This window comes from Pseudomonas sp. NFXW11 (assembly GCF_049887815.1).
GTDB lineage: Bacteria > Pseudomonadota > Gammaproteobacteria > Pseudomonadales > Pseudomonadaceae > Aquipseudomonas.
Genome location: NZ_JAGEKI010000001.1, coordinates 470100 through 494873, shown reverse-complemented (window position 1 = coordinate 494873; position 24774 = coordinate 470100). Strand labels below are relative to the sequence as shown.

Below are 24774 nucleotides of genomic sequence, written 5' to 3'. Positions count from 1 at the left end.
CCAGGACGGCAGGCCGTTAGTGACTGCACCCGGCGCTGCCGCACCTCGGCAGGCTTTCGCCATCCACGCCGAGGCGAGCGCTGTTCCATTTCCTGAATGTTTGGATGCTCTGTTTCCATGGACCCTCAACACAAGGCTTCGGCCGAACCCCAGGCGTCCGGCCCGATCGGCCGGCTACTGAACCCTGTTCGTGGGCGGCTGCTGGTCGCTGCCTTGCTGGCTGCGGTTGGCGCCATGCTGACCCTGGTGCCACTGGCCGCCATCGCCCAGATCGCCCGGCTGGCCCTGGGCGCCGGTGGCATTGCCGCGCAACCGCTGTGGCAACTGGTGGCGCTCAGCCTGGCCAGCCTGTTTGTCGGGATGCTGCTGATTTCCGCCGGCGAATTGCTGGCGCACCTGGCCGACAATCGCATCACCCACCACTTGCGCCTGGCGCTGGTACGACGCTTGAGCCGGGTACCGCTGGGCTGGTTCAGCGAACGTGCCTCGGGGGAGGTGAAGCAGGCGCTGCAGGACGACATCAACACCCTGCATAACCTCACCGCGCATTTCTATACGACGGTGGGGCGTGCGGGCGGGGCCATCCTGATTTCACTGCTGTACCTGTTCTGGGTCGACTGGCGCCTGGCGATCATCGCGCTGCTGCCATTTCCCGGGTTCTTTTTGTTCTTCGCCCGGGCGATGCGCGCCAGCGGGGCGAACATGCAGGCCTTCGCGGCGAAGATGGCGGGCATCGACAGCGCCGTGGCGGAGTTCGTCAACGGCATCGCGGTGGTCAAGTCCTTTGGCACCAGTGGCCGGGCCCACAGCCGTTACCGCGAAGCCGTTGATGAATTCGCCGAGGCCTTTATCGGCTTCACCCGCCCGTTGGTGGCCTCGATGGCCAATGCCAATGCGCTGATCGCACCGGTGGCAGTGCTCGGGGTGGTGTTGCTGGCGGGCAGCCTGTTTGTCGCCCAGGGCTGGATCGCCGCTGCCGACCTGCTGCCGTTCGTGCTGGTGACCCCGGGGCTGTGCGGGCCCTTGCTGTTGCTGCACTACATCACCCACGACCTGAACCACGCCAGCGGCGCCGCCCAGCGGGTCCAGGCGCTGCTGGAAACCCCGGTGCTGGCGCCTGCGCCGGCGGGCCTGGAGCGGGTGCCCCAGGGCTGCGAGATTCGCTTCGAGGGCGTCGGCTATGCCTATGACGCTGAGCGCCAGGTGCTGGCGGATATCAGCTTTAACCTGGAACCGGGCACCACCACGGCGATTGTCGGCCGCTCCGGTGCCGGCAAGTCGACCCTGGCCCGGCTGCTGCTGCGCTTCTTCGACCCGAGCCAGGGGCGCATCACCCTGGGCGGCGTCGACCTGCGGCAGCTGGACAGCGCCAGCCTGTACCGGCACATCGGCTTTGTGTTGCAGGACGTGCGCCTGATCCACGCTACGGTGCGCGACAACATCGCCCTGGGCAGGCCCTCGGCCAGCCAGCAGCAGATCGAGGAGGCGGCGCGCACGGCGAATATTCACCAGCGGATTCTCGACCTGCCTCGCGGCTATGACTCGGTGGTGGGCGAGGATGGGCAGTTCTCCGGCGGGGAACAGCAGCAACTGAGCATCGCCCGCGCCGTGTTGCTGGACCCACCGGTGCTGGTGCTCGACGAAGCCACCGCGGCCGCCGATGCCGACCGCGAAGTGGCGATCCAGGATGCGCTGTCGCGCTTTGCCCAGGGCCGCACCTTGCTGGTGATCGCCCATCGGCTGGACACCGTGATGCAGGCCGAGCGGATCATCGTCATCGACAACGGGCGCATTGCCGAACAGGGCCGTCACGCCGAATTGCTGGCCCAGCGCGGGCTCTATGCGCGGCTATGGAATCAGGGCGGCTACGCCCACACCACGGAACAGGCGGTACCCGCATGCTGAAGTCCTTTATCCAACTGCTGGGCGCCGATGCCCCGGTGCTGCGTCGCTATCTTTGGCTGACCCTGGATTATGGCCTGCTCAGCGGCCTGACCCTGATCACCCTGGTGCCGGTGTTGAGCCGCCTGCTGGCGGCCGATGTGGGCGCTGCGTGGCCCTGGCTGCTGGCCACCCTGGGCGGCATGTTCGCTTGCTGGCTGGCCCGGCGGCGGGTGGAGCGGGCTGGCGTGGCGGTGGGCGTGGCGCTGCTGCGGGGCGCGCGGCAGCGTATCGGCGACCAGGTGGCGAGCCTGCCCCTGGGCTGGTTCAGCACAGACAACAGCAGCCGCCTTGGGCATGTGATCACCCAGGGCATGATGGCGCTGGCGCAACTGCCGGCCCATGTCTTCACCCCGTTGATCACCGCCATGGTCACGCCGCTGGTGATGGTCGTGGCGCTGTGGTTGCTCAATCCAACCCTGGGCCTGATCGCGCTGCTGGCGCTGCCGCTGCTGGCGGGCGGCCTGTGGCTGACCGCGCGTCTGGGACGGCGTGCCGACCAGGCCTTCCAGCAGCACTTCGCCGACGCCAGCCAGCGCATGCTCGAATTCGCCCAGGCGCAGTCGGTGCTGCGGGCCTTCAATGGCGAGGGTGGCGCGACCCACTTGCTGGAGCAGGCGATCGATCGTCAGCGCCAGTCCGGCCGTCGCTTGATCTATCAGACCTCGGCCTCGGTGGTGCTCAATGCCTGGCTGGTGCAGGCGATCTTCGCCGCCTTGCTGGTCGCTGCGGCGCTATGGCTCAACAGCCAATTGAGCCAAATCCAGGAGCCGGCTGCCGTGATCGCGGTGATAGTCGCGCTGGCCTTGACCAGCCGCTATATCGAGCCGCTGCTGGAGGTGGCCAGCTACGCCGAGATCGTGCGTGGCGCCTGTGCCCAGCTGGAGACGGTGCAGCGCATTTTCGCCGTGCAGCCGTTGCCGCAAGCCGCGCAGCCCCAGGCCCCGGCCGACGCCTCGATCGAATTGCGTGAGGCGAGCCTGCGCTATGGGCCGCAGCAGCCCGAGGTGTTGCGCGAGATCAGCCTGCGCATCGCCCCCGGCAGCATGACCGCCCTGGTGGGGGCTTCCGGCTCGGGCAAGACCAGCCTGCTGCGGCTGATCGCGCGGTTCTTCGACGCCAGCCAGGGCAGCGTATGGGTGGGCGGGGTGGATGTGCGGCAGATGTCCAGCGCCCAGCTGGCGGGGCAGATCAGCCAGATCTTCCAGGGCAGCTACCTGTTCCAGGGCAGCATTGCCGACAACATCCGCATTGGCCGGCCCGAGGCCAGCGACGCCCAGGTGCTGCAAGCGGCGCAACAGGCGGGCGTCGGTGAACTGCTGGAACGCTTGCCCCAGGGCTTGCAGACGGCGGTGGGCGAGGGCGGTACGCGGCTCTCGGGGGGCGAGCGGCAACGCATCGCCATTGCCCGGGCGCTGATCAAGGACGCGCCGATTCTGCTGGTGGACGAAGCCACCGCGGCGCTGGATGCGGAGAACCAGCAGATCATCGCCCAGACCCTGGCGCGGCTGCGTGGTCGGCGCACCCTGGTGGTGATTGCCCACCAGTTGTCCACGGTGGCCATGGCCGACCAGATACTGGTGCTGGAGAACGGCCAGATTGTCGAGCAAGGCACCCCGGCGACCCTGCGCGCCAGTGGCGGGCGCTATGCCCATTTCCTTGAGCAGCGCCGCGCTGCCAAGGGCTGGCGCATCGCCGCCGCAGCCGGCAGTGAGGGCAACTGATGCGCGGATCCTGGTGGCTGTTGCTGGTGATGCTCTGTGTGGTGTCGCTGCTGGTGGGGGCTCGGCAACTGCAGTGGTCGCAGTTGCTGTCGCTGTCCGGCGATGCCTGGCTGACCCTGACCGCCAGCCGCCTGCCACGTTTGGCAGCGCTGGTGTTGTGCGGGGTGGGCCTGGCGGTGTGCGGGGTGATTCTGCAGCACATTGTCGGCAACCGGTTCGTCGAGCCCGGCACCAGTGGCGGGCTGGATGCGGCCCGGCTGGGCATCCTGGTGTCGCTGGTGCTGCTGCCCGGCGCCGGCGGCCTGGGGCGCATGCTGTTCGCCCTGGCGTTCTGCTTCGCTGCGGGGCTGATCTTCGTGCTGATCATCCGCCGCATTCGCTTCAAGAGCTCGGTGCTGGTGCCGGTCATCGGCCTGATGTACGGCGGGGTGCTGAGCGCGGCCGCCGAGTTCTACGCCTACAGCAACAACCTGATGCAGAGCATGCAGGGCTGGCTGCTGGGGGATTTTTCCCGGGTGGTGCAGGGCCACTACGAAATCATCTACCTGATTCTGCCGATCGTCGCGCTCACCTACCTCTATGCCCAGCGTTTCACCCTGGTGGGCATGGGCGAGGGCATGGCCAGCAGCCTCGGCCTGAACTACCCGGCGACCGTGGCCCTGGGCCTGCTGCTGGTGGCGGTGACCGTGGCCACCACGGTGATCACCGTGGGCTCGATTCCCTTTGTCGGGCTGGTGATCCCCAATCTGGTGGCGCTGCGCTATGGCGATCAGTTGAGCCGTACCTTGCCCCTGGTGGCCATGGGCGGCGCGGCGTTCCTGCTGTTCTGCGACATCTGCGGGCGCCTGCTGATCCATCCCTTCGAGGTGCCCATCGGCCTTACCGCCGGCAGCCTGGGCGGCCTGCTGTTCCTCGGGCTGATCTGCTGGAGGCAGCGCTGATGCGTCGGCATTCGGCTTACCTGGCCTGGGGCGTGGTGCTGCTGTTGGCGCTGGTGTTTGTGTGCGCCGGCTCGGGGCTGGATTTCACCTATGTGATTCCCAAGCGCCTGGGTCGGCTGGCGGCGATGCTGATGGGCGGGCTGTGCATCGCCTGGTCGTCGATCGCCTTCCAGACCCTGACCGGCAATCGCATCCTGACCCCGGCGATCATGGGCTACGAGGCGGTCTACCTGTTGTTGCAGGCCCTGCTGGTGCTGTTCCTGGGCAGCGCCAGCCTGGTGCTGCTGGGCAGCAACGGCAACTTCCTGCTCTCGCTGCTGGTGCTCTGCGGCTATTCCTGGGGCCTGCATCGCTGGTTGTTCCACAGCGGCAAGAGCAACCTGTATTTCCTCCTGCTGCTCGGCCTGGTGCTGAGCATGGTGATCGGCACCTTCACCCAGTTTGTCCAGCTCAAGGTCAGCCCTGGCGAGTTCTCGATCCTGCTGGGCTTTGCCCAGGCCTCGTTGCACCGCGCGCAACCGCAGCAGTTGCTGCTGGCCGCGCTGCTGGTGAGTGCGGTGGGCCTGGTGGGGCGCAAGAGCCTGGCGACCCTGGACGTGCTGTCTTTGGGCCGCGACCAGGCGATATCACTGGGGGTCGACTACCACCGCAGCGTGCGCCTGTACCTGGCGCTGATCGCGCTGCTGGTGGCGGTGTCCACCAGCCTGGTGGGGCCCACGGCCTTTATGGGGGTGTTCGTGGCCAATATCAGCTATGCCCTGGCCGGCACCCTGCGCCATCGGGCCACGCTGCCCCTGGCCAGCGCGGTGGCGGTGGGCATCTTTATCCTCGGCCAACTGCTGGTCGAGCATGTTTTCAACTACAAGACCACCGTCGGCATCCTGGTCAACCTGGTGTGCGGCGGGTACTTCCTGATGCTGATGGTGCGTACCCGAGGAGCTCCATGATCACTGTCCATGACCTGCACAAGGCCTATGGCGCCAAGACCGTAGTGGATGGCGTCGACCTGTGTTTTCCGGCCCGCCAACTGACCTCGCTGATCGGCCCCAATGGCGCCGGCAAGAGCAGCCTGCTGATGATGATGGCGCGGCTGCTGGAGCCGAGCCGCGGCGAAGTGCGCATCGAGGGCCGGGCGGTGGCCGGCATGTCGGTGGCGGAATACGCCAAGCGCGTCGCCACCCTGCGCCAGGCCCCGGAGTTCAACCTGCGGCTGACGGTGGATGAGCTGGTGGCCTTCGGCCGTTTCCCCTACAGCCGTGGTGCCCTGACCCGGGAGGACCGGCGGGTGATCGACGAGGCCCTGACCTTTCTGTCCCTGGAGGGGCTGCGCCAGGCCTACCTCGACGAGCTCAGCGGCGGCCAGCGGCAGATGGCCTTCCTGGCTATGACCATCGCCCAGCAGACCGACTGCCTGTTGCTCGACGAGCCGCTGAACAACCTGGATATCAAGCACGGGGTGCAGATCATGCGCGCGCTGCGCCGGCTGTGCGACGAGCAGGCGCGCACGGTGATCCTGGTGGTGCACGACATCAATTTCGCCGCTAGCTACTCCGACCACATTGTGGCGATGAAGGGCGGGGCGCTGCACTGCGCCGGGAGCGTCGCCGAGGTGGTGACCGAGGCTCGGCTGGGCGAGCTGTACGACCTGGACTTCGAGATCACCCAGGGCCCGCGCGGGCGCCTGTGCAACTACTTCAATCCATAAAGAGAACTGTCATGACCCTCAATCACTCCCTTCGGCGCTGGCCCCTGGCCCTGCTGATCGCCGCGCTGGCCACGGTGCAGGGCTGCAACGAGCAAGCCGCGCATAGCCCAGCGCCCGCTGCGGCCGTGCACGCCGCGCCGGGGGCCTTCAGCCCGGTCAGCGTGCAGCATCAGCTGGGCACCACGCTGATCCAGCAGGTTCCGCAGCGGGTGGTGGCGCTGGACATGAATGAGGTGGATTTCCTCGACCAGCTGGGTGTTTCAGTGCAGGGCATGCCCAAGGATTTCATCCCGGACTTTCTCGCCCGCTACCGCGAGGCGCCCGGCGTCGCGGACCTGGGGGCGATAGTGCAGCCCAACCTGGAACGGGTGCATGGGCTCAAGCCGGATCTGATCCTGATCACTTCGCTGCAGGCCAATCACTACCAGGAACTGAGCGAGATGGCGCCTACGGTGCATTTCGATGTCGACTACCGCGACAGCGCCAACCGGCACATCGAGATCATTCGCGAGCACCTGCTGACCCTGGGGCAGATCTTCGACAAGCAGGCGCTGGCCCAAGACAAAGCCAAGATGCTGGATGCCCAGGTGGAAGAGGCCAGGCGAGTGACCCAGGGGCGCCCCGAGAAGGCCTTGGTGGTGCTGCACAACAACGGCGCCTTCAGCTCCTTCGGCGTGCAGTCGCGCTACGGCTTCATCTTCAACGCCCTGGGGGTGAAGCCCGCCAGCCCGATCGCCGAGACCGGCCTGCATGGCCAGCCGATTTCCAGCGAATTCATCCAGCAGGCCAACCCCGACATTCTCTATGTGGTGGACCGCACGGCGGTGATGGAGCGGCGCCCGGTGCTGGACGCCCAGCGCCTGGACAACCCTTTGCTGCGCCAGACCAACGCCTGGAAGAACGGCCGGGTGATCTTTGTCGATGCCCAGGCCTGGTACGTCACCGGGGCCAGCCCGACCGCGCTGAAATTGATTATCGACGACGTGCTCAAGGGCTATCGCAGCTGAAGGCAGCGGGGCTTGCCCCGGCCTGTTCTGCTTGATTAGTGATTCTCATTAAATCCATTTCTTAGATTCATATTAAAAACATAACAACCACTGCCCACTTACCCGCAAGGAGTTCAAGCGTGAGTAAACGCCAGTACCACACCCGCAATACGCCATCTTCTGTCGCTGCCTTCGCCCTCAAGCCCAGCGCTGCCGCCGTGCAGCGCGTGCTGCTGGGCCTTGGCCTGGCGGTGATCGGCTTGCCGGCACAGGCCGAGGAGCAGAAAACCCTGGAGCAGCAGCGCGCCTTGACCCTGCCGGTGGCCACGGTGCAAGGGGAGCTGCAAGCGCCGGCCGAGCTGCCGCCGAGCTACGCCGGGGGGCAGGTGGCCACGGGCAGCCGGGTTGGCCTGCTGGGCAACAAGGACTTTATGGAAACCCCGTTCAGCACCATCAGCTACACGGAAAAGTACATTGCCGATCGCCAGGCCAAGACCGTCACCCAGGTGATTGCCGCCACCGACCCGGCGGTATTCAGCAACGGCCTGACCGGCACCTTCAGCGAGAACTACTCGATCCGCGGTTTTTCCAGCAGCATCAGCGACGTCACCGTTGGCGGCCTGTACGGCATGGCGCCGTTCTATCGGATCTCGCCGGAAATGTACGAGCGCATCGAAGTGCTCAAGGGCCCGTCGGCGCTGCTCAACGGCATGCCGCCGGGGGGCACCGTGGGCGGCACCGTCAACCTGGTGCCCAAGCGTGCGGGGGAGGAGCCCTTGACCCGGCTGACCGGCACTTATATGTCGGATGCGCAGTTTGGCGGGCACCTGGACCTGGGGCGGCGCTTTGGCGAGGAGCGCCAGTTCGGCGTGCGCTTCAATAGCGTCTATCGCGATGGCGACAGTGCGATCAACCATCAGCAGCAGAAGGCCCAGCTCAATGCCCTGGGCCTGGACTGGCGTGGCGAGCGGCTGCGGCTCTCGGCCGATCTGTACCAGAGCGAGGACCGGGTGCGTGGGCAGAACCGCGGGATCAGCCTGGCCTCCGGGGTGGCGGTGCCCAAGCCGCCCAAGGCCGACACCTTGCTCAACCCCGGCTGGGGCCATGTGCAAACCAAGGACCAGGGGGCGATCCTGCGGGGTGAGTTCGACCTCAACGACAGCCTGACGGCCTATGCCGCCTATGGCGTGAGCCAGACCCGCTACACCTACAACGGCACCATGATGGCCTACGTGTTCAACGATGCCGGCGACTTCCGGACCAGCATGGGGCAACTCAAGCAGGACCTGGACAAGACCTCTGGCGAGGCGGGCCTGAGGGGCGAGTTCCAGACTGCGGCGATCCGCCATAAATGGACCCTGAACGGCACCCACTACGGCGACAAGGAAAAGGACTACGGGCGCCGCTCGGTGCCCGGGGCGGATTGGGTCACCAATATCTACCACCCGGTCTGGGGCCCGGCCGCCCCCACCAGTTGGCCGCTGATTTCCCACGTGGAAAACCGCATCAGCAGCTATGGCCTGGCCGATACCCTGTCGATCCTCGATGAGCGGGTGCAACTGACCCTGGGTGTACGCCGCCAACAGGTGATCACCAACCCCTTCGATGTCGCCACCGGAGAGCGTGGCCAGGGCTACAACGAAAGCGCCACCACCCCGGCGGCGGCCTTGCTGGTCAAGGTGACTGACGATGTGTCGCTGTACGCCAACTACATCGAGGGCCTGAGCAAGGGCGCCACCGCGCCGGCCGACTCGAGCAACCCGAACGATGTGTTCGCACCTTACAAGTCCAAGCAGAAGGAAGTGGGGGTCAAGCTCGACCTTGGCGATTTCACCCACACCCTGAGCCTGTACGAGATCACCCGGCCCAGCAGCTACCTCGACCCGGATACCCGGATCTTTTCCTTTGGTGGCGAGCAGCGCAACCGTGGCATCGAATGGGGCTTCTTCGGCGCGCCACTGGCCAATGTGCGGCTGATGGGCGGCGTGGCCCATGTCGACCCGAAGATCACCAAGACCGATGAAGCCGGCATCGAGGGCAAGACCGCCACCGGCCTGCCCAAGCTGCAAGGCAAGCTGGGGGTGGAGTGGGACACGCCGCTGGTGGAAGGCCTGACCCTGAGCGCCAATGCCACCTCGATGTCCAAGCAGTACATCAGCGAAGACAACTCGCAGTCGATTCCCGGCCACACCATCTTCGACGTGGGCAGCCGCTACGCCCTGCAGGTGGCCAGCCGCCCGGTGACCTTGCGCGGCAGCGTCAGCAACCTGACCAACAAGGCCTACTGGGGCACGCCGTTGCTGTCCAGCCTGGGGCTGGGGGCGCCGCGGACCTTCGAGTTGTCGGCTTCGGTGGATTTCTAAGGGCCGAATCGGGTTCTGGCGGCGGATACCGGCAGAACCCGGGCTGCCCACTTCTACCCTTAGCCGCCGCTCAATTCGCCTGTTGGCGCCGATACAGCGTCAGCCCCAGCGCCAGCAGGACCAGCATCGAGGCGCAACTGCGGTTGATCCACTGCATGACCCGAGCGGAAAAGCGGCGCATGGCCAGTTGTCCACCCAAGGCATAGGCCAGCATCATCAGGCAATCGACCAGGGCGCTGACAATGGCCAGCAGCACATATTGCGTGGCGACAGGTTCGCTGGGTTGAATGAACTGCGGCAGGAAGGCGGCGAAAAACAGCAGCCCCTTGGGGTTGGACAAGCCCACCAGCAACGCCCGCACAAAGGCCGACTTGCCGCTGCTCTCTGTGGGTTTGCAGGCTTGGCTGAGCATGCGGGTCGGCGCCCGCCACAGCACCCAGGCAAGGTAGAGCAGGTACACCGCCCCCAGCCATTTCACCAGGCTGAACAACTGTTCCGAAGCCTGCAGCAGGGCACCCAGCCCGCAGCCGACGGCAGCAATCAACAGCAGGTCCGACAAGGCCGCACCGGCGATACCGAAGGAGGCCACTCGCATACCGCCAGAGGCGCCATTGCTCAGCGCCAGCAGCATCGAGGGCCCTGGGGTCATCATGACTGCGCTCACCGCGATGATGTAGAGAAACAGCGTTGCAGCATCCATGGTTTAGAGGTCCTGTGTTGGGCGCTGGGTTGGGCTGAAGCGGATGATGCCATGGGCAGCAAACGCGGTGGCTTTTCAGTTGTAGGCTGACTCGGCCTTGAGCTCGGCCTGGGGAAATATCGTGTTTCTGCTCAGCAGGAACAGCATCGCCCCGAGCATGAGAAACCCCCACAGCGAGGTGCTCACCGCACTCTGCAACCCCTGGGCGTCAACCAGTAGCCCCAGGGGAATGGGAACGCCGTTGAACAGGTAGACCGTCGTATAAAAGTAGGCGATCAGTTTGGCTTGGTTGGCCCGCGGCACCATCTGGTTGACCAGCCTGGCACTGGCGACAAAGACCGCGCCATAGGCAACGCCACCGATTATCAGGCCGAGGCTCGCCAGCACCAGCGAACGTGCCTGCAACCCCACCAGCAGCATCAGCAGCGCCAGGCCTTGCAGCAACAGGCCGACGAGCAGGGCACGCCGCGCCGCAAGACGTTGGCAGAGAATCTGGCTGGCTCCGGCGATCAGCAAGTACAGCGAGATGGCGTAGCCAAAGGCACCTGGCTGGCTCAGACCCAATAGCCGCTCTGCCGCGCCGGGACCGATCACAAACACACAGGCGGCAAAGGACCAGCAGAACAGCACCGACCCGGCGCACAGGTGAAAGGGCCGCCCGATGCCCCGCAACCCTGCGCGCACCCCGCCCTTGGCGGCGGCCGGCGCGGGGCAAGGCCGGGCTTCTGTGCGGGGCCACAAAAGCAGGACCCCGGACATTGCCAGCAGGGCGAGGCCGATGATCAGCCAGAAGGGCAAGGCCAGGGGGGCGAGGTCGGCGCGCAAGGCACTGCCACTCAGCACCGGGCCCAGCGCCAGGCCCAGGACCATGGCCAGGCTGCCGAGCAATGCCGCCAGCTTGCCTTCGTCGGCCGGACACAAACGCACCAGCGCAAGGTTCACCGCCGAGGTCATGGCCCCCGCGCCGAGCCCCGCCAGCCCCCGCGCCAGGCACAGGGACCAGAGGTTGGTGCCCTGGGAGAACAGCCAGGCGCCGAGCATCACCAGGAGGGTCGCCGGTACCATCAGGCGGCGCGGGTCCTGAATCTGTCCTGCCAGGCTGGCCAGGCTGATCAATGACGCCAAGACCCCCAGGCCGTAGGCCCCGAACACCAGGCTCAGCTCGGTCGAGCTGAAGCCCAAGCGCTGCTGGTAGAGCGGGTACAGTGGGGTCGGTGCGCTGCTGTTCATCAGGGGGACGAGAAGGGCGAACGCCAGGAACACCAGGATTGGCCAAGGTGTTTTTCTGCAATAACCGTGATCAGCTGACACCGCAGGTCCTCTATGGCCGTAATGGAAAAACCGCACGCCGCGCTCAGCCAGGCGTTCAGGGGCCATTCTACGGTTCGCCGGTGCGTGCTCCATTGGCGGGCGTCCATAAAGCTTGCGCGATCGTCCAGCCTGGGCGCCACGGGCGCAATTGCCTGGATTGCATCAGCGACAGGGCCAGGAACAACGGGTTAGGCTGCGCCAGGGAGCGACCTTGAAGGCGCGCGCCCAGACCTGATTGCCATGCCCCAACGCGCAAGGAGTCGTACCCGTGGACCCTCTGTCCGACGTGATTTCAAAACTCAAGCCGCGCAGTCATCGCACCGTGCATTTCCAGATGCGGGAAAAGATTGCCGTGAGCTTTCCCGGCTACGAGGGGCTGAAAATCTACTCGATCACCCAAGGCCGCTGCTACTTGAGCATCGAGGGCATCGAAGGGGTCCAGGTGATTGAAGCAGGGGACTGTTTGCTCTTGGCCAATGGCCAGCCTTTTATCATCGCCGATGACCTGCAAAGCCCGCTTATCGAGTCGAGCCAGCTCTATACCCTGGTCACCGAGAATGCCTCGGTGTTCAGCAATGGCGGGGATGATGTTTCCTTCACCGGATGCCGCTTCGACTTTCATCAGAACCAGGCCAAGGGCTTTCTCAAGGCGCTGCCGGCATTCATCATCATTCGCCGCGAGGATGAGGGGCTGTCGACGCTGAAGTGGTCACTGCAGATGCTCAACAGCGAGATCGGCAAGGGGGCTCCAGGCGCCAGCCTGATCATCGAGCATGTCACCCATATCATTCTCACCGAGATCTTGCGCAGCCACCTGGCGGCGCAACAGACGGTGCGGGGCATGGGTTGGTTGTACGCGATCACCGACAAGCACTTGGGCCTGGCCCTGAACGCCATTCATTGCGCGCCGCAACGGAAATGGAACCTGGAGGAACTGGCGAAGCTGGCGGGCATGTCGCGCTCGGCCTTCGCCTACCAGTTCAAGCACGTCACCGGCTACACGCCGATCGAATACATCCGGGTGTGGAAGATCCAGCTGGCCATGGAGCGCCTGTCCAACACCCGTGAGAGCATTTCCACCATCGCCTTTGCCCTGGGCTACGAATCGGAGAGTGCCTTCAGCACCGCTTTCAAAGGGGTGACGGGGTATGCGCCGAGCAAGCACCTTGCCCGCTGCGAACAAGCCGCCAGCGAGGCCAGCGCCCGGGGCAGGCGCTGACCGAGGCTGGCGATCAGGCCAGGGGGGAGAACCAGGGCGCGGGCACTTCGCTCTGCAGGGTGATGGTTTTGATCTGGGTGTAGGCGTTCAAGGTTTCACGGCAGAATTCCCGGCCGATACCGCTGTGCTTGTAGCCGCCGAAGGCCGTGCCATCGGTGATGTTGGAGTAGCGGTTGATCCATACGCTGCCCGCGTCCAGGCGGTCGGCGGTGGCCAGCGCATGTTTCAGGCTTGCGGTGTAGATGCCGGCGGCCAGGCCATAGTCGGTAGCATTGGCCTGTTCGATCATCTGCTCGTAGTCGTCCCAGCGGATCAGGCACAGCACCGGCCCGAAGATTTCCTCCTGGGCGATGCGCTGGGCGTTGTTGGCCAAAAACACCGTGGGTTCGATGAAGTAACCGTGCTCGCACCCGGGAATGACCTTGCGCTGGCCGCCGGTGAGCAGTTGCGCACCTTCCTCAAGGCCGATGCGGATGTACTCAAGCACCCGTTCGCCCTGGCGGGCGTTCACCAGGCAACTGACCCGGCTGTTTTCCTCCAGGGGCGAACCGACCTGCACCCGCTTGAAGGATTGCACCAGCTTCTCGGTGAACACCTCGAAGATATCGGCGTGCACAAACAGCCGGGTGCCGGCCAGGCAGGATTGGCCGTTGTTGTGGATCGCGGCGAAGGTGGCGTTGTCCACCACGGCGTCCAGGTCCTGCACGTCGGGGAAGACGATATTGGCGCTTTTTCCACCCAGCTCCAGGGTCACCGGCACCAGGCGTTCGGCGCCAACCCCGGCGACGGTCTGGCCCACTTGGGTGCTGCCGGTAAAGGACAGCTTCCTGACCTTCTTGTGCCGGGTCAGCGCCGCGCCCACTTCACCGCCAAACCCGGGGACTATGTTGACCACCCCGGCAGGCAGGAGGCGGGCGATGTGCTTGCCCAGTTCCAGGGTCGACAGGGAGGCGTTCTCGTCCGGTTTGAGCACCACGGTATTGCCGGCCACCAGGGCTGGAGCCAGCTTGAAAGCGGCCATGATCGCCGGCGCATTCCACGGAATGATCTGCCCGCAGACCCCCAAAGGCTCTCTTTTGGCCATGCTGTAGCCGCCGTCGATGGAGCGGCCGCTGTCTTCGTGGGCGAGGATGATCGAGGCGAAATAGCGGTAGTGGCGCACTGCGGTGGCGTAGTCCTTTCTCACCTCGCTGATGCAGCGCCCGACATCCCGGGCATCGATCTGCGCCAGGCGCTCGGCGTCGGCTTCGATACTGTCGGCCAGGCGCTGGATCAGTAGCGCCCGGGCTTGTTGGCCCAGGTCGCGCCAGTGAGCAAAGGCCTGGTGCGCTGCGTCCACTGCTCGCTCTACATCCTGGTCGTTGCAGCGTGATACCTGGGCCAGCAAGGCGCCGGTGGCGGCATCCAGTGCGTCAAAACGCTCAGGGCCACAGGCTTCCATTACACCGTTGATCAACGGGCCGTATGCGGTTTGCAATAAAGTGTTCATGGGTTTCTCCGGGCAAGGGCAGGCCCGGGCAGGGATCGCTGGATGATCCCCGCCTGCGGGACTAGAAAAGAGGGAGGAGGGGGCGGCTCGGTTCGGCCTCAGTGCAGGCCGCCGCCGATAATCAGGGTTTCGCCGGTGATCCAGCTGGCTTCGTTGGAGGCCAGGAAGGCCACGGCCGGGGCGATGTCCTGTGGCTTGCCGATACGCCCCAACGGGGTGATGGCTTCGATTTGCTGACGGAATTCATCCTGGAAAAAGCCGCTGGCATGCACGCCTTCGGTTTCGATCAGGCCCGGGTTGACCGAGTTGACGCGGATATTTCGCGCCCCCAGTTCATTGGCCAGGGTGCGGGTAACGGCGTCCACCGCACCCTTGGAGGCGGTGTAGACCGTGGAGTTGGCCGGGGTGAAAGAGGTGACGCTGGAGCTGACGTTGATGATGCTGCCGCCCTTGGGGTTGAAGTGCTTGAGCGCTTCCTGGGTGCAGAGAATCAGCCCCAGCACATTCAGGTCGAAATGCCGGTGAAACTGCTGTTCGGTGATCGCTTCCAGGGCACCAGTGGAATAGACGCCGGCATTGTTGACCAGGATATCCAGCAGGCCATGCTCGCCTTTGATGGTCTTGAACATCCGCTGGATATCCGCCTGCTGCGACACATCGCCCTGGATCGCGAAGGCCTTGCCGCCATCGGCGTTGATCTGCGCCACCAGCCGTTCGGCTTCCCGTTCGCTGCGGCTGTAGTTGACGCCAACGGTGGCGCCTTCCATGGCCAACTGCTTGGCGATGGCTGCGCCAATGCCCTTGGACGAGCCGGTCACCAGGGCGATGCGGTTCTGTAGCTTGTGCATGGTTCCTCCAGTCAAATCCGCTGCCGATGGATGTCGGCAGTGGTGATGGAGAAATGCTAACGGCCGGCAGGGCGATGGATAATCGGCCTGAGTCCATAAAGGCTTGGCGATCGTCCAATACTGCCCGTTGGCCGTTCAGCCTGGGGTTGTGCAGCGGTGTTGCAAGGCTTAAAGCGCGACTCGCTGGAGAAACCGGCTGATCTCTTGCGAGTAGGCCGCCGGGTGCGAGAAACGGAACATATGGCCGGTGCGCGGCATGATCACTTCCTGTGAGCCACTGATGCCCTTGAGCAGGATGCCTGCGGCGTGCTGGCCGATCAGCCGGTCTTCTTCGGGGGTGAGGATCAACGTCGGCACCGCGATGTTTTTCAGCCTGGGCGTAAAGTCCACCTTCTCGATCGAGCTGATGCGGTTGACGTAGGCCCGGTGCGGCGTGTGCTTGACGAAGAAGGCGCGGCTCTTGGCGGTTGACCAGGGAATCTCGCCCGCTTTGTCGAAGGATGAAGCCAGTTGCGCGGCGTGGAACCTGAGGGTGGTCTGGCGGTACAGCGCTCCGGGAAACCAGGGCGCAAGCCTGGCCAGGGCCTTGAGCAGGGGCGAGGTGATCGGGCTCTTGGCAAAACCGCCGGACAGCACCAATGCCTTGAGGCCCTTGGGCTGGCGGATGGCAATCGCGATGGCGGCGAGCGCACCGTAGGAGTCGCCCACCAGCACATAGCTTTCGAGGTCTTGCACCTGCCCAAGAATAAAGTCGGCGAGGGTTTCCAGGTCGTTCACCTGGTCCGGCAAGCGCAGGGTGCGCATGGCGCGGTCTTGCAAGTGGGACAACTGCTCAAGCTGCCAGGGGGCCCCGGCGAAGCAAGGGATCATGAGCAAAGTGGGGGAGCTTTTCATCAGGTATTCCTGGAGGGCTGGACAGACACCGGCACTCTAGGAGAACCGCAGCGCTGCAATCCAATGGCATTGGTGCAGCCTGTCGATGCACGAGATTCATCGTCCTGCCGCGGCTCAGCCGGCGCTCAACTGGTTGCTGAGCCACTCCAGGGCGGGCTCGTCTGCGCGCCCCCGTGCCCGAATAATCAACACCTCCCAGGCCGGTAGCGCCACCGGCAGCTCGAAGAGGCTCAGGTGCGCGGTGGCCTGCAACTGCAAGGCAACGCGCTCGGCCAGCACGGCAATCGATTGCGAAGCACCCACCATAAAGGGCACCGCGAGAAAGCCGGGGCAGGTGACACTGACCCTGCGGCTGCGACCGAGCAGTTCCAGGGCCTCGTCGACGGCGCCGCGGGTATCGCCGCGGGGCGACACCAGGATGTGCGGCAGGGAGGTGAAGGCATCCAGTGGCATGTGCAGCTTGCTGCCGCGCTTGACCAGCGCCGGGTGGCCCTGGCGCGCGATGCCGACGAAACGCTCCTGGTGCATCCGCTGGCAATCGAAGCGCTGCGGCACCTGGGCAAAGGAACCGGAGCCCAGCACCAGGTCGACCTCGCCGGCGTCCAGCAGGCGCAGTGCGGATTCGACATCCGCCGATCGCAGCTTCAGCACGGCATTTGGCGCTGCGGCCTGGATGCTGGCCAATGCCGGGGCGATAACGCTCAAGACGGCGTGATCGGTGGTCGCCACCGAGAATGTCGCGTGCAAACGACTGGGGTCCAACGGCCCCCGTGGGCTGGCAACCAGCCGCACCGACTCCAGCGCCGCCGCCACCCTGGGCATCAACTCGATGGCCAGCGGTGTCGGCGCCATCCCGCGGGGGTGGCGAATGAACAGCTGATCGGCAAAGGCGCTGCGCAACCGCGACAAGGCATGGCTGGTGGCCGACTGGGACAAGTGCAGGCGCTGCGCCGCACGACCGACGTGCCGTTCCGCCCACAGGGCTTCCAGCACCACTAGCAGATTGAGGTCGAAGCGGGTCAGGTCCAGGGGTTTCATGGGCTATTGGCCTTTTCGTCGATGGTTTGCAGCACGGCGCTGTGCATTTTTCAAATCAGATTCGCATTCCTGGCAGGAATGCAGCGTATGAAATTTATCCATTTTTCTAATCGCTTTCCCCGGCGTAGTTTGCTCCGACGATCAGGAGAATCGCCATGCCTTCATCCTCGCCCAACCCGGTAGAAAAATTCGACAGCTCCCGCGCCAATGAATACGCCAGGCAAAGCCGCATCGCCTTGGCCGGTTACGACGCCTGTCACGATCTGGCCGCGTGCATGCTGGCCGCCAAGCTCGGCCCTTCATGCCCGGCCAAGGTGCTGGTGGTAGGGGCGGGTGGTACGGCCCAGGAAATCATCGCCATGGCAGCCTTGGAGCCAGGTTGGCGATTCACCGCCGTCGACCCTTCGGCCCCGATGCTGGAAGCCGCGACGCAGCAGCTGCAGGCCAGCCAATTGCTGCACCGGACAGAGGTGCACTTGGGGCATGTCGACGACTTGCCGGCTGCCCCGTCCTTCGATGCGGCAACCCTGATCGGCGTGCTCCATCACCTGAATGGCGATGAACCCAAGCGGCAGATCCTGCGCGCGATTCAGGCGCGCCTGAAACCGGGCGCGCCGCTGGTTGTGGCGGGCAATCACTATGCCTATGCCAGCCAACCACTATTGCTGCAAGCTTGGGGGCAGCGCTGGCGGCAGCAGGGCGCAAGTGCCGAAGAGGTACAGGCCAAGCTGGGGAAAATTCTCCAGGGCGCCGACCCGCCGCATTCCGAGGCGGCGGTTCAGGCCTTGTTGCATGACGCCGGATTTGGCCAGGCCACGCGGTTTTTCAGCAGTTTGTTCTGGGGGGCGTGGATGGCGTGCCGACGCTAGCTGGACCTTTTCCGGTTTCAACGGGCTTGATTCGCTGATTGCGTTTCAATATTTGGCACCTGTGGTGCAGAAGGGCTTTTACATCCCGCCGGCGATGGTGTGCATTTCTCCACTTCAGTAGGGCCCGGACAGATGAATGGCGCGTTCGGGACACTGCGCAGGTGAATCAAGGAATCCGGATTCCCAATGCGTTCAATGTTGCAGTATCCATACGGCCATTCACTGCCAGCGTGCTGTCCATCTGGAATGCCATTAGCGCTCCCCGGGTGGCATTCCCCATCACACCATCGATGGCGCCTTGGTAATACCTGCGCACTGTCAGGGCTGTTTGAACCCGTACAACCAGGTTGCTTTTCTGTTCGTTGCTCGGACGCGTTCGGGAGGTTCCGCCTGTCCCTGTGGTCGAACCAGAGGGTTGGTACAAGGAGTTGCCGCTCGAGGAGCCGGAAGCATTACCAGCGCCATAGCTTGAAGTGCTCGGCGCTGTGTCACTGCGTGTGCTGGTGGCCGGTGGGCTGTAGTAACGCGGCGCGCTATAGCTACTTGAACCGCTGTAATGGGAGCTGTGTGAGCTATGGGATCGGTGTGAGCTATGGGAGCGGTGCGCGGCATAGATATTCACCGCATCAGGGGCATTAAGCGTATCCGCAAAGACTGGGGGCTGTACCCTGTCGTTCGGTTGCCAGTTGGCATCGGCGAGTGGCATTTGATTGGCCTGCGCCAAGGGGACGCTGGCGAGCGGCAAAAGAGTGATGCCGCCAATCAGGACTTTCCAGCGATCAAGTAGGTTCAACATGCGCTCCTTGCATAGGCACTAAAGGCCTTGGTGGACATTGGTTGGATGCCGCGGCTTTGCCAGCGGTCGGTATGGGATTTGAAGAAACCCGAGCAATGCTCAATGGCTGCGCATTGCTGGCAGGCATCGATAAACAGATTCTTCCAATCGGAAATGCTCTGGCGGGCGAAGTGCGACAGGTGCGCGGGGACCAGGCACAACGGTAGGTTGTAGATCGAAACCGGCATACCTCGGTTGAACAGGAAATAGACGGCTTGGCTCAACGGCTCCTGATAGTCCAATGGGTCGATCCATAGCGCTTCGTGGTGCTTTCTGGCCAGGCCTGTGCTCTCGATGCCCATCAGTGCAACATGCCGAACGAAAGGCAGGTTTCTGAACAGGTAGTGTGCAAGTTCCGGTAGCCGTGGCGTGGTCTGGAGGCTGAGGACCACGCGAATCTCGATGATTTGCTTTGCTCGGGCGAGGTTGTAGAGCCCCTGAAGGGTTTCGCTGAATGCTCCGGATGCCTGGACTACATGATCGTGATCGGTTGCGTTGTCGGCGTACAGCGGGATGCCCCAGCTCAGTTGCGGGTGATTAAGGGTTGTCAGCGCTTCAATCCAGGCAGGGTCCTTGAATAGCCTGCCGTTGCTGAGTACGTGAATGGACTTCCGAGGCAGAACGGCTTTGCATTTTGCCAGAATCTCCAACAGGCCATCGCGATAGAGCGTCGGCTCGCCGCCACTGATGCCCAGGTTTTCCTCGCCCGCGTCCATCAGGTCGATCAGGCGAAGGTTCTCTTCGATATGCCAATGATCGTCGATGTCTTTTGGGGGCTGGGAGCACATCAGGCACAGGCTGTTGCAACGGTCTGTCATGAACAGCAGGTTGCTGTCCGAGCCGCGTCGGTACAGGACGCGCACCAAGCTGCTGTCGGGCGTCATGGCAACCACATCTCCCGGCTGAACAACGTCGGCTTCCTTTGGTGAATGTAGGTGTAGATGCGTGCCTTGGATTTGAGCCGTCAATCTTTCTGGCGTCAGGAAGCCGCCTACGGGCAGCGACAGCAAGTTGGGGTCGTGTTGCAGCGCTGCATCTGGCAGCCATAGCAGGAGGTCGCTGAAGGCCACGTCGCCTGCGCAGACGGCAAGGCCTTGCTCGATGAATTCGTCGAGGGATATGACCTTGAGCAGTCTTGGCTGCGCCAGGTTGAGGATTTCGAAATGGGTGTCCTTGCGTAGCATCGTCATCAGCCCCGGTAACCAGGGACGCGAACGTCGCTGAAGGCGCGTCGGTTCAACCAGGACAGCAGCACCCTTTGAATACTGTCGTCGCTCTCGCGCAGCAGGCCAAACAGATGCTTGAGCAATCCCATGTTCTTTTTGCAGAAGCTACTAAAGGCCCGGTGCCCGATCGGATCGCCTTGACGCGCATATTGCTCTATCGGGTCTGCGCCGCAGTAGGCTACCAAGGCGCAGTCTGAGCAACCTGGCAGGGCCTCTGCCACGCCGCTGGCCAACAATGCCGCCATGACGGGGGACGCTAGCAGCTCGGGCAACGGTTGATGGACTGTTCCCAGACGCAGGCCATCCTCGCCCATCTCCAGCAGCATCCGCGCTTCGTCCGATGGATAGACATGGCCGTCGTAGTTGTACACCAGGGCTGCGGTACCGGCGCCGGCGGGGGAGCGTAGGTCGACGTAGCCGGAGGAGAATGGCGTCAGGATGTTCTTGAGTAAAAGGCTCGAATAGCTTTCGGCCAGATAGATGCCTTGTCGGTTGATCTCCAGCAGGTAGGCCAGCGCTTCTTTATAGAACTCGAGATAGCGCTCCATGGGGTAATCGAGGCGGTGCGCGCCTTTCGAGGCAAAGCCATAGGGGCTCAATGGACGAAGTGAGATGCTGGAGAACCCAAGGTTCACATACTCATCGATGATTGCCTGGGGCTGCTCCAGGCTTCTGCTGGTCAATGTCGTTAGTGCAGCAACGCTATCGTGCCCCAGGCGTTCACGAACCCATTGAATCCCTCTGACGGTTTTCTCATAAGAGTCACGGGACGGGGTGGGGCGATTGGCGTTGTGTAATGAGGCCGGCCCATCGAGCGATGTCGAGAACTGGATACGATGCAGCAGGGCGAAATCAAGTATCTCGTTTGTCAGGTGGTGGAGCGTGGTGGTGATAACGAACTGGATATCCCGTTGTTCGATGATATTGCGTTCAACCACCCACTCGACAATCTGCCGCACCCGTTCGAACGCCAGGAGCGGCTCGCCTCCCTGGAACTCTACCGTGAGGGCGGGGGCGTTCGACTCGAATAGGCGCTCAACCGCTGCCCTTGCATCGTGCTCTGACAAATCATGCCCTGAGCCGCCAAGTGGAGCGCGGGACACCTGACAGTACTGGCACGTGTGGTTGCAGCGTAGCGTCACCACGAACAGGTGCAGCGCCGGGCCCTGGAACAGAAAATCCTTGCGACTGCGCAGCTGCGCTGCCATTTCTGGAAATGGGTCGTGACGGCCAGGCTCGTAGATGAAATGACGGGCGAGTAGATCCTTGTAGAGCGGTGTATCTGGGCGCAGTTGGTAATGGCTGAGGGCTTGCAGTTGCGCATCGCTGACATGCAGATATTCACCCGTGTCAGAGGTAAGCAATATGTCATGCTCACTTTCCGAGTTCATGCGCATGAAACGCAACGGCAGCAGGCGATAGGTCCTGGCATCGGTAGTAATCAGTGTCACTGGGCGATCTCGCACCCGGTGAGCGCTGCACGTATCAGTACTTCGCGTAGTCCGGCAGTTTCGTGGTTGATTCGATCCCGCAGCGCGAAGTCGTTTAGATGCTGGAGCACCAACGCACGCGCCTGGTCTTCGGATGGTGGCAGGTGCGTCTGCGCTGGGAAAATCACGAGATTGATTTGGTCGGGTTCGGCGTTGACCTGAATCGCTAGCGTATCGGCCAGGCTATAAGCGGTACGTTGCACCACGCCAAGGGGGTAGGCGGTATTGCTGAGGCTCAGCGTGACTGGCCATGCCATCGGGATCTGTCCTTGAAACCTTGATAGTTGTGGGGATTTTGCCGGCTTTCAAGGCATTTTGCTATCACTGGTTGTTACATGTCGTCGACCTTTGTCATGAATCGTTTGAGTTGCCAAGGGGCGTCCGCGAATGCGTGAGCTCATGTGCAGTCTCAACCGATCAGTTGCATGTCCTCGACAAAGTCAGGTGTCGAAAAGGCAAGCTGCGGGCCAGGGCGAAGGCGTCGTCTTCATCACCGACTACCTGGAACACTTCATGCTCCGGGGGGAGGAGGAAGGCGAAGACCTGGCCCCAGTTATCGCACTTCCAGCAGCCCGCCCCTGATTCGGCGATGTAGTAGAAGGGCGAGTGGATCTGGTACTCGGGCAGGTGTTCCAGTGCCGGCTCCGGTGGGCAGGGCAACCAGCGTGCGAGCAAGCCGATTTCCGGCAGGTACTAGGTTTTTTGCTGCGGATCCCAGCAGGTACCGAGGCCTTGGCCTGATCCTTAAATTTCCTTGGTATGCGCTCGGTGCCGGGCGCGGCGGGGGTCATGCTCAGGCGGCTTTCACAGGCTGTCCGGATCACCAAAAAACATCTGAATCCGCGAACGCAACCAGCGTTCCCCCGGGTCATTGTCCTGTGAGCCGCGCCAGGCCATATGCAACTCGAAGGCGCGCACCGGCAGCGGTGGCTCTTCGGCGCGTACGCCGCCGGCGGCGGTCAGGGCTTCGGCGGTGTAGTCGGGCACCGTGGCGAGAATATCGGTGCCGGCCAGCAGGGTGCTCAGGCCGTTGAATTGCGGCACGGCCAGTACTACATGGCGCTTGCGTCCGAGTTTCTCCAGTTCCTCATCGATAAAGCCGCTCAGGTCGCCGGCGAACGACACCAGGGCGTGGGGCCGGGCGCAGAAGTCGTCGAGGCTCAGGGGGCCTGGCACGGTGTCGGCCCGCAGCAGCTTGGGCAGGCTGCGGCGTAGCACCTTGCGCTTGGCATTGGCCGGCAGGTCGGCGGTGTAGCTGACGCCGATGGAGATCTCGCCGGAGGCCAGCAGCGCCGGCATCAACAGGTAGTTGGCGCGGCGCACCACCAGGACGATGCCCGGGGCTTCGGCGCGCAGGCGCTTGAGCAGCATCGGCAGCAGGGCGAATTCCACATCGTCGGAAAGCCCGATGCGAAACACCGCGGTGCTGGTGGCCGGGTCGAACTCGGCGGCACGGCTGACGGCGGTGGAGATCGAGTCCAGGGCCGGCGACAGCAGGGCGAAGATCTCCACCGCCCGGGCCGAGGGTTCCATGCTGCGGCCGGTGCGTACGAACAGCGGGTCGTCGAACAGGTTGCGCAGGCGCGACAGTGCCGCACTGATGGCCGGCTGGCCGAGGAACAGCTTCTCGGCGGCGCGGGTCACACTGCGTTCGTGCATCAGGGTTTCGAACACGATCAACAGGTTCAGGTCGACACGACGCAGGTCATTACGATTCATCTGGAGTCCTGGCAGAGTCAGCGAACTTGACGGGGGCGGCCATATCGGAACAATGGCCGGCGTGAATCTTACGGGGAAAGGCTGGTACTCTGCATCGGCTAAATGTTGTTTGTTTGTAGTCCGGCACGGCAGCAGCAGGGCGCTACGCCCCGATTTCCAAGGGCATGGAATCAATGACAGGCATGTCGACTATTAATAGGCGCTGATAGTCTTGCTTGCAAAGCCCGGATAGAGTTCGTGGCATTAGAGGTTAATTTGACGAGGTTTGCGATGTCCCGCACGATTCGTTTTCACAAGTTTGGACCGGCCGAGGTGCTCAAGTGCGAAGAGCATGCGGCGTCGTTGCCTGCGCCAGGCGAAGTGCAGGTACGAGTCGAAGCCATTGGTATCAGCTGGTACGACGTGCTCTGGCGGCAGAACCTGGCATCGTCCCATGCCCGCCTGCCTTCGGGCCTGGGGCATGAAATGGCCGGGGTGGTCACCGCCGTGGGCGAGGGCGTCGAGGACTTGGCGGTTGGCGACAAGGTCGCCAGCTTTCCTGCGCAGAGCCCCAACGATTACCCGGTGTATGGCGAGCTGATCGTGCTGCCACGCTCGGCCCTGACCCGTTACCCGGATGTGCTGAGCGCCACTGACGCCGCTGTGCACTACACGCCGCTGCTGATCGCCTATTTCGCCTACGCCGACCTGGCTCGGGTCAAGCCTGGGCAGTTCGCCCTGGTCACCGATGCCAGCCACTGCGCCGGCCCGGCCTTCGTGCAGTTGGGCAAGGCCCTGGGCGTGCGGGTGATTGCCGCCACCAAGACCGCGGAGGAACGTGAGTACCTGCTGTCGCTGGGGGCCGAGAAGGTGATAGTCACCGAAGAGCAGGACCTGCTGATGCAGATCAACAAGCTCACCGACAATCGCGGCGTCGACGTGGTCTTCGATGGCCTGGGCGGGCCGCAGATGTCGATGCTCGGCGATGTCCTGGCGCCTCGCGGCAGCCTGGTGCTGTACGGCCTGCAGGGCGGCAACCAGACGCCGTTCCCGGCTTGCGCGGCGTTCCAGAAGAACATCCAGTTCTTCGTCCATTGCATCGGCAACTTCACCGGCAAGCCGGAGCTGGGCATCCTTCAGGACCAGGTGGCGCTGCAGCGGGCGCTGCGGGATATCAACCAGCTCACCGCGGACCGGGTGCTGGTGCCGCTGAAGACCCGGGTCTTTCCCTTCAGCGAGTTTGTCGAGGCGCACCGTTACATGGACGAATGTCCGTGCCGCGAACGGGTCGCGCTGCAGGTCGAACCGGCCTGATTTTCCCTCCTCCCAACGTCAGGCCAAGCCTGGCGTTTTTTTGTGCGCTTGCCGGCGAATGGGGCTTGAGGGGGATGGTGTTCCTGCAGGCGCTTTCGCTGGCAAGCCAGCTCCTACGGGCCGGAGGCGCGCAGATTTTTGTAGGAGCCAGCGCTGATGAAAAAGTGCGGGTGGCGTCGGGAT

The 24774-nt window shown here is 63.7% G+C and carries 22 protein-coding genes; 10 read left to right on the top strand and 12 right to left on the bottom strand.

All coding sequences use genetic code 11. The annotated features are described in order from the left end of the window. Positions 1-117 precede the first annotated feature (117 nt). The 7 genes from J4P02_RS02150 (at position 118) to J4P02_RS02120 (ending at position 9660) form a co-directional block, all read left to right on the top strand. Positions 118-1905 carry an ABC transporter ATP-binding protein gene (locus J4P02_RS02150; protein ID WP_426187303.1) on the top strand — a complete coding sequence of 596 codons (1788 nt, stop codon included), beginning with the start codon at positions 118-120 and terminating at the stop codon, positions 1903-1905. Next, a complete protein-coding gene (locus J4P02_RS02145) occupies positions 1899-3665 on the top strand; it encodes an ABC transporter ATP-binding protein (RefSeq protein WP_426187301.1) in 1767 nt (588 codons plus the stop codon). Before J4P02_RS02150 ends, J4P02_RS02145 begins: the two co-directional genes overlap by 7 nt. After that, positions 3665-4606 (top strand): ABC transporter permease, encoded by a 942-nt coding sequence (locus J4P02_RS02140; protein WP_426187299.1) that lies wholly within the window; start codon positions 3665-3667, stop codon positions 4604-4606. The genes J4P02_RS02145 and J4P02_RS02140 overlap by 1 nt, the downstream gene beginning before the upstream one ends. After that, positions 4606-5553: an iron chelate uptake ABC transporter family permease subunit gene (locus J4P02_RS02135; protein ID WP_426187297.1), complete on the top strand. Its 948-nt coding sequence runs from the start codon at positions 4606-4608 to the stop codon at positions 5551-5553. The genes J4P02_RS02140 and J4P02_RS02135 overlap by 1 nt, the downstream gene beginning before the upstream one ends. Further along, a complete protein-coding gene (locus J4P02_RS02130) occupies positions 5550-6311 on the top strand; it encodes an ABC transporter ATP-binding protein (RefSeq protein ID WP_426187295.1) in 762 nt (253 codons plus the stop codon). The genes J4P02_RS02135 and J4P02_RS02130 overlap by 4 nt, the downstream gene beginning before the upstream one ends. An 11-nt stretch (positions 6312-6322) precedes the next feature. After that, the gene (locus J4P02_RS02125) at positions 6323-7318 is read left to right on the top strand and encodes a siderophore ABC transporter substrate-binding protein (RefSeq protein ID WP_426187293.1); all 996 of its coding nucleotides are present in this window, start codon (positions 6323-6325) and stop codon (positions 7316-7318) included. A gap of 119 nt (positions 7319-7437) precedes the next feature. Further along, complete coding sequence (locus tag J4P02_RS02120) at positions 7438-9660, top strand: TonB-dependent receptor (protein ID WP_426187291.1); 2223 nt, start codon at positions 7438-7440, stop codon at positions 9658-9660. A 70-nt stretch (positions 9661-9730) separates the two neighbouring features. Here J4P02_RS02120 and J4P02_RS02115 read toward each other — a convergent pair whose 3' ends face one another. Then, positions 9731-10360 carry a LysE family translocator gene (locus J4P02_RS02115; protein WP_426187289.1) on the bottom strand — a complete coding sequence of 210 codons (630 nt, stop codon included), beginning with the start codon at positions 10358-10360 and terminating at the stop codon, positions 9731-9733. A gap of 75 nt (positions 10361-10435) precedes the next feature. Then, positions 10436-11623: an MFS transporter gene (locus J4P02_RS02110; RefSeq protein WP_426187707.1), complete on the bottom strand. Its 1188-nt coding sequence runs from the start codon at positions 11621-11623 to the stop codon at positions 10436-10438. A 316-nt stretch (positions 11624-11939) separates the two neighbouring features. On the opposite strand from J4P02_RS02110, the gene J4P02_RS02105 reads away from it, so the two are divergent. Continuing rightward, positions 11940-12890: an AraC family transcriptional regulator gene (locus J4P02_RS02105; protein WP_426187287.1), complete on the top strand. Its 951-nt coding sequence runs from the start codon at positions 11940-11942 to the stop codon at positions 12888-12890. Between the two features lie 13 nt (positions 12891-12903). Here the strand turns inward: J4P02_RS02105 and J4P02_RS02100 are convergent, their stop codons facing one another. The 4 genes from J4P02_RS02100 to J4P02_RS02085 form a co-directional block, all read right to left on the bottom strand. Next, positions 12904-14379, bottom strand: coding sequence for an aldehyde dehydrogenase family protein (locus J4P02_RS02100; RefSeq protein ID WP_426187285.1), 1476 nt, complete (start codon positions 14377-14379; stop codon positions 12904-12906). 98 nt (positions 14380-14477) lie between these two features. After that, positions 14478-15227 (bottom strand): SDR family NAD(P)-dependent oxidoreductase, encoded by a 750-nt coding sequence (locus J4P02_RS02095; RefSeq protein ID WP_426187283.1) that lies wholly within the window; start codon positions 15225-15227, stop codon positions 14478-14480. Positions 15228-15395: 168 nt separating this feature from the next. Further along, entirely contained in the window at positions 15396-16121 is a 726-nt protein-coding gene (locus J4P02_RS02090; RefSeq protein WP_426187281.1) for an alpha/beta fold hydrolase, read from the bottom strand. Positions 16122-16235: 114 nt separating this feature from the next. After that, positions 16236-17159: a LysR substrate-binding domain-containing protein gene (locus J4P02_RS02085; protein ID WP_426187279.1), complete on the bottom strand. Its 924-nt coding sequence runs from the start codon at positions 17157-17159 to the stop codon at positions 16236-16238. A gap of 155 nt (positions 17160-17314) precedes the next feature. On the opposite strand from J4P02_RS02085, the gene J4P02_RS02080 reads away from it, so the two are divergent. After that, positions 17315-18028, top strand: coding sequence for a class I SAM-dependent methyltransferase (locus J4P02_RS02080; protein ID WP_426187277.1), 714 nt, complete (start codon positions 17315-17317; stop codon positions 18026-18028). 166 nt (positions 18029-18194) lie between these two features. Here the strand turns inward: J4P02_RS02080 and hxsA are convergent, their stop codons facing one another. The 6 genes from hxsA to J4P02_RS02050 all read right to left on the bottom strand — a co-directional run bounded on the left by hxsA (position 18195) and on the right by J4P02_RS02050 (position 23298). Then, positions 18195-18821 carry a His-Xaa-Ser repeat protein HxsA gene (gene hxsA, locus J4P02_RS02075; RefSeq protein ID WP_426187275.1) on the bottom strand — a complete coding sequence of 209 codons (627 nt, stop codon included), beginning with the start codon at positions 18819-18821 and terminating at the stop codon, positions 18195-18197. Next, positions 18818-20053 (bottom strand): His-Xaa-Ser system radical SAM maturase HxsC, encoded by a 1236-nt coding sequence (hxsC, locus tag J4P02_RS02070; RefSeq protein WP_426187273.1) that lies wholly within the window; start codon positions 20051-20053, stop codon positions 18818-18820. Before hxsC ends, hxsA begins: the two co-directional genes overlap by 4 nt. Beyond that, positions 20053-21540, bottom strand: coding sequence for a His-Xaa-Ser system radical SAM maturase HxsB (gene hxsB, locus J4P02_RS02065; protein WP_426187271.1), 1488 nt, complete (start codon positions 21538-21540; stop codon positions 20053-20055). Before hxsB ends, hxsC begins: the two co-directional genes overlap by 1 nt. Continuing rightward, positions 21537-21836 carry a His-Xaa-Ser system protein HxsD gene (hxsD, locus tag J4P02_RS02060; RefSeq protein WP_426187269.1) on the bottom strand — a complete coding sequence of 100 codons (300 nt, stop codon included), beginning with the start codon at positions 21834-21836 and terminating at the stop codon, positions 21537-21539. Before hxsD ends, hxsB begins: the two co-directional genes overlap by 4 nt. A gap of 160 nt (positions 21837-21996) precedes the next feature. Then, positions 21997-22254 carry a hypothetical protein gene (locus J4P02_RS02055; protein WP_426187267.1) on the bottom strand — a complete coding sequence of 86 codons (258 nt, stop codon included), beginning with the start codon at positions 22252-22254 and terminating at the stop codon, positions 21997-21999. 129 nt (positions 22255-22383) lie between these two features. Beyond that, the gene (locus tag J4P02_RS02050) at positions 22384-23298 is read right to left on the bottom strand and encodes a LysR substrate-binding domain-containing protein (protein WP_426187265.1); all 915 of its coding nucleotides are present in this window, start codon (positions 23296-23298) and stop codon (positions 22384-22386) included. A gap of 270 nt (positions 23299-23568) precedes the next feature. Between J4P02_RS02050 and J4P02_RS02045 the strand changes: the two genes are divergently transcribed. Beyond that, entirely contained in the window at positions 23569-24591 is a 1023-nt protein-coding gene (locus tag J4P02_RS02045) for a zinc-dependent alcohol dehydrogenase family protein (RefSeq protein WP_426187263.1), read from the top strand. Positions 24592-24774 lie beyond the last annotated feature (183 nt).

Bases quoted from the DNA above. Each gene is read 5' to 3' on its own strand.
- J4P02_RS02145 (WP_426187301.1), top strand. From the start codon at position 1,899: ATGCTGAAGTCCTTTATCCAACTGCTGGGCGCCGATGCCCCGGTGCTG.
- hxsC (WP_426187273.1), bottom strand. From the start codon at position 20,053: ATGACGATGCTACGCAAGGACACCCATTTCGAAATCCTCAACCTGGCG.
- J4P02_RS02135 (WP_426187297.1), top strand. From the start codon at position 4,606: ATGCGTCGGCATTCGGCTTACCTGGCCTGGGGCGTGGTGCTGCTGTTG.
- J4P02_RS02090 (WP_426187281.1), bottom strand. From the start codon at position 16,121: ATGAAAAGCTCCCCCACTTTGCTCATGATCCCTTGCTTCGCCGGGGCC.
- J4P02_RS02140 (WP_426187299.1), top strand. From the start codon at position 3,665: ATGCGCGGATCCTGGTGGCTGTTGCTGGTGATGCTCTGTGTGGTGTCG.
- J4P02_RS02095 (WP_426187283.1), bottom strand. From the start codon at position 15,227: ATGCACAAGCTACAGAACCGCATCGCCCTGGTGACCGGCTCGTCCAAG.
- J4P02_RS02125 (WP_426187293.1), top strand. From the start codon at position 6,323: ATGACCCTCAATCACTCCCTTCGGCGCTGGCCCCTGGCCCTGCTGATC.
- J4P02_RS02045 (WP_426187263.1), top strand. From the start codon at position 23,569: ATGTCCCGCACGATTCGTTTTCACAAGTTTGGACCGGCCGAGGTGCTC.
- J4P02_RS02150 (WP_426187303.1), top strand. From the start codon at position 118: ATGGACCCTCAACACAAGGCTTCGGCCGAACCCCAGGCGTCCGGCCCG.
- hxsD (WP_426187269.1), bottom strand. From the start codon at position 21,836: ATGGCATGGCCAGTCACGCTGAGCCTCAGCAATACCGCCTACCCCCTT.
- J4P02_RS02115 (WP_426187289.1), bottom strand. From the start codon at position 10,360: ATGGATGCTGCAACGCTGTTTCTCTACATCATCGCGGTGAGCGCAGTC.
- J4P02_RS02080 (WP_426187277.1), top strand. From the start codon at position 17,315: ATGCCTTCATCCTCGCCCAACCCGGTAGAAAAATTCGACAGCTCCCGC.
- J4P02_RS02100 (WP_426187285.1), bottom strand. From the start codon at position 14,379: ATGAACACTTTATTGCAAACCGCATACGGCCCGTTGATCAACGGTGTA.
- J4P02_RS02085 (WP_426187279.1), bottom strand. From the start codon at position 17,159: ATGAAACCCCTGGACCTGACCCGCTTCGACCTCAATCTGCTAGTGGTG.
- J4P02_RS02050 (WP_426187265.1), bottom strand. From the start codon at position 23,298: ATGAATCGTAATGACCTGCGTCGTGTCGACCTGAACCTGTTGATCGTG.
- J4P02_RS02130 (WP_426187295.1), top strand. From the start codon at position 5,550: ATGATCACTGTCCATGACCTGCACAAGGCCTATGGCGCCAAGACCGTA.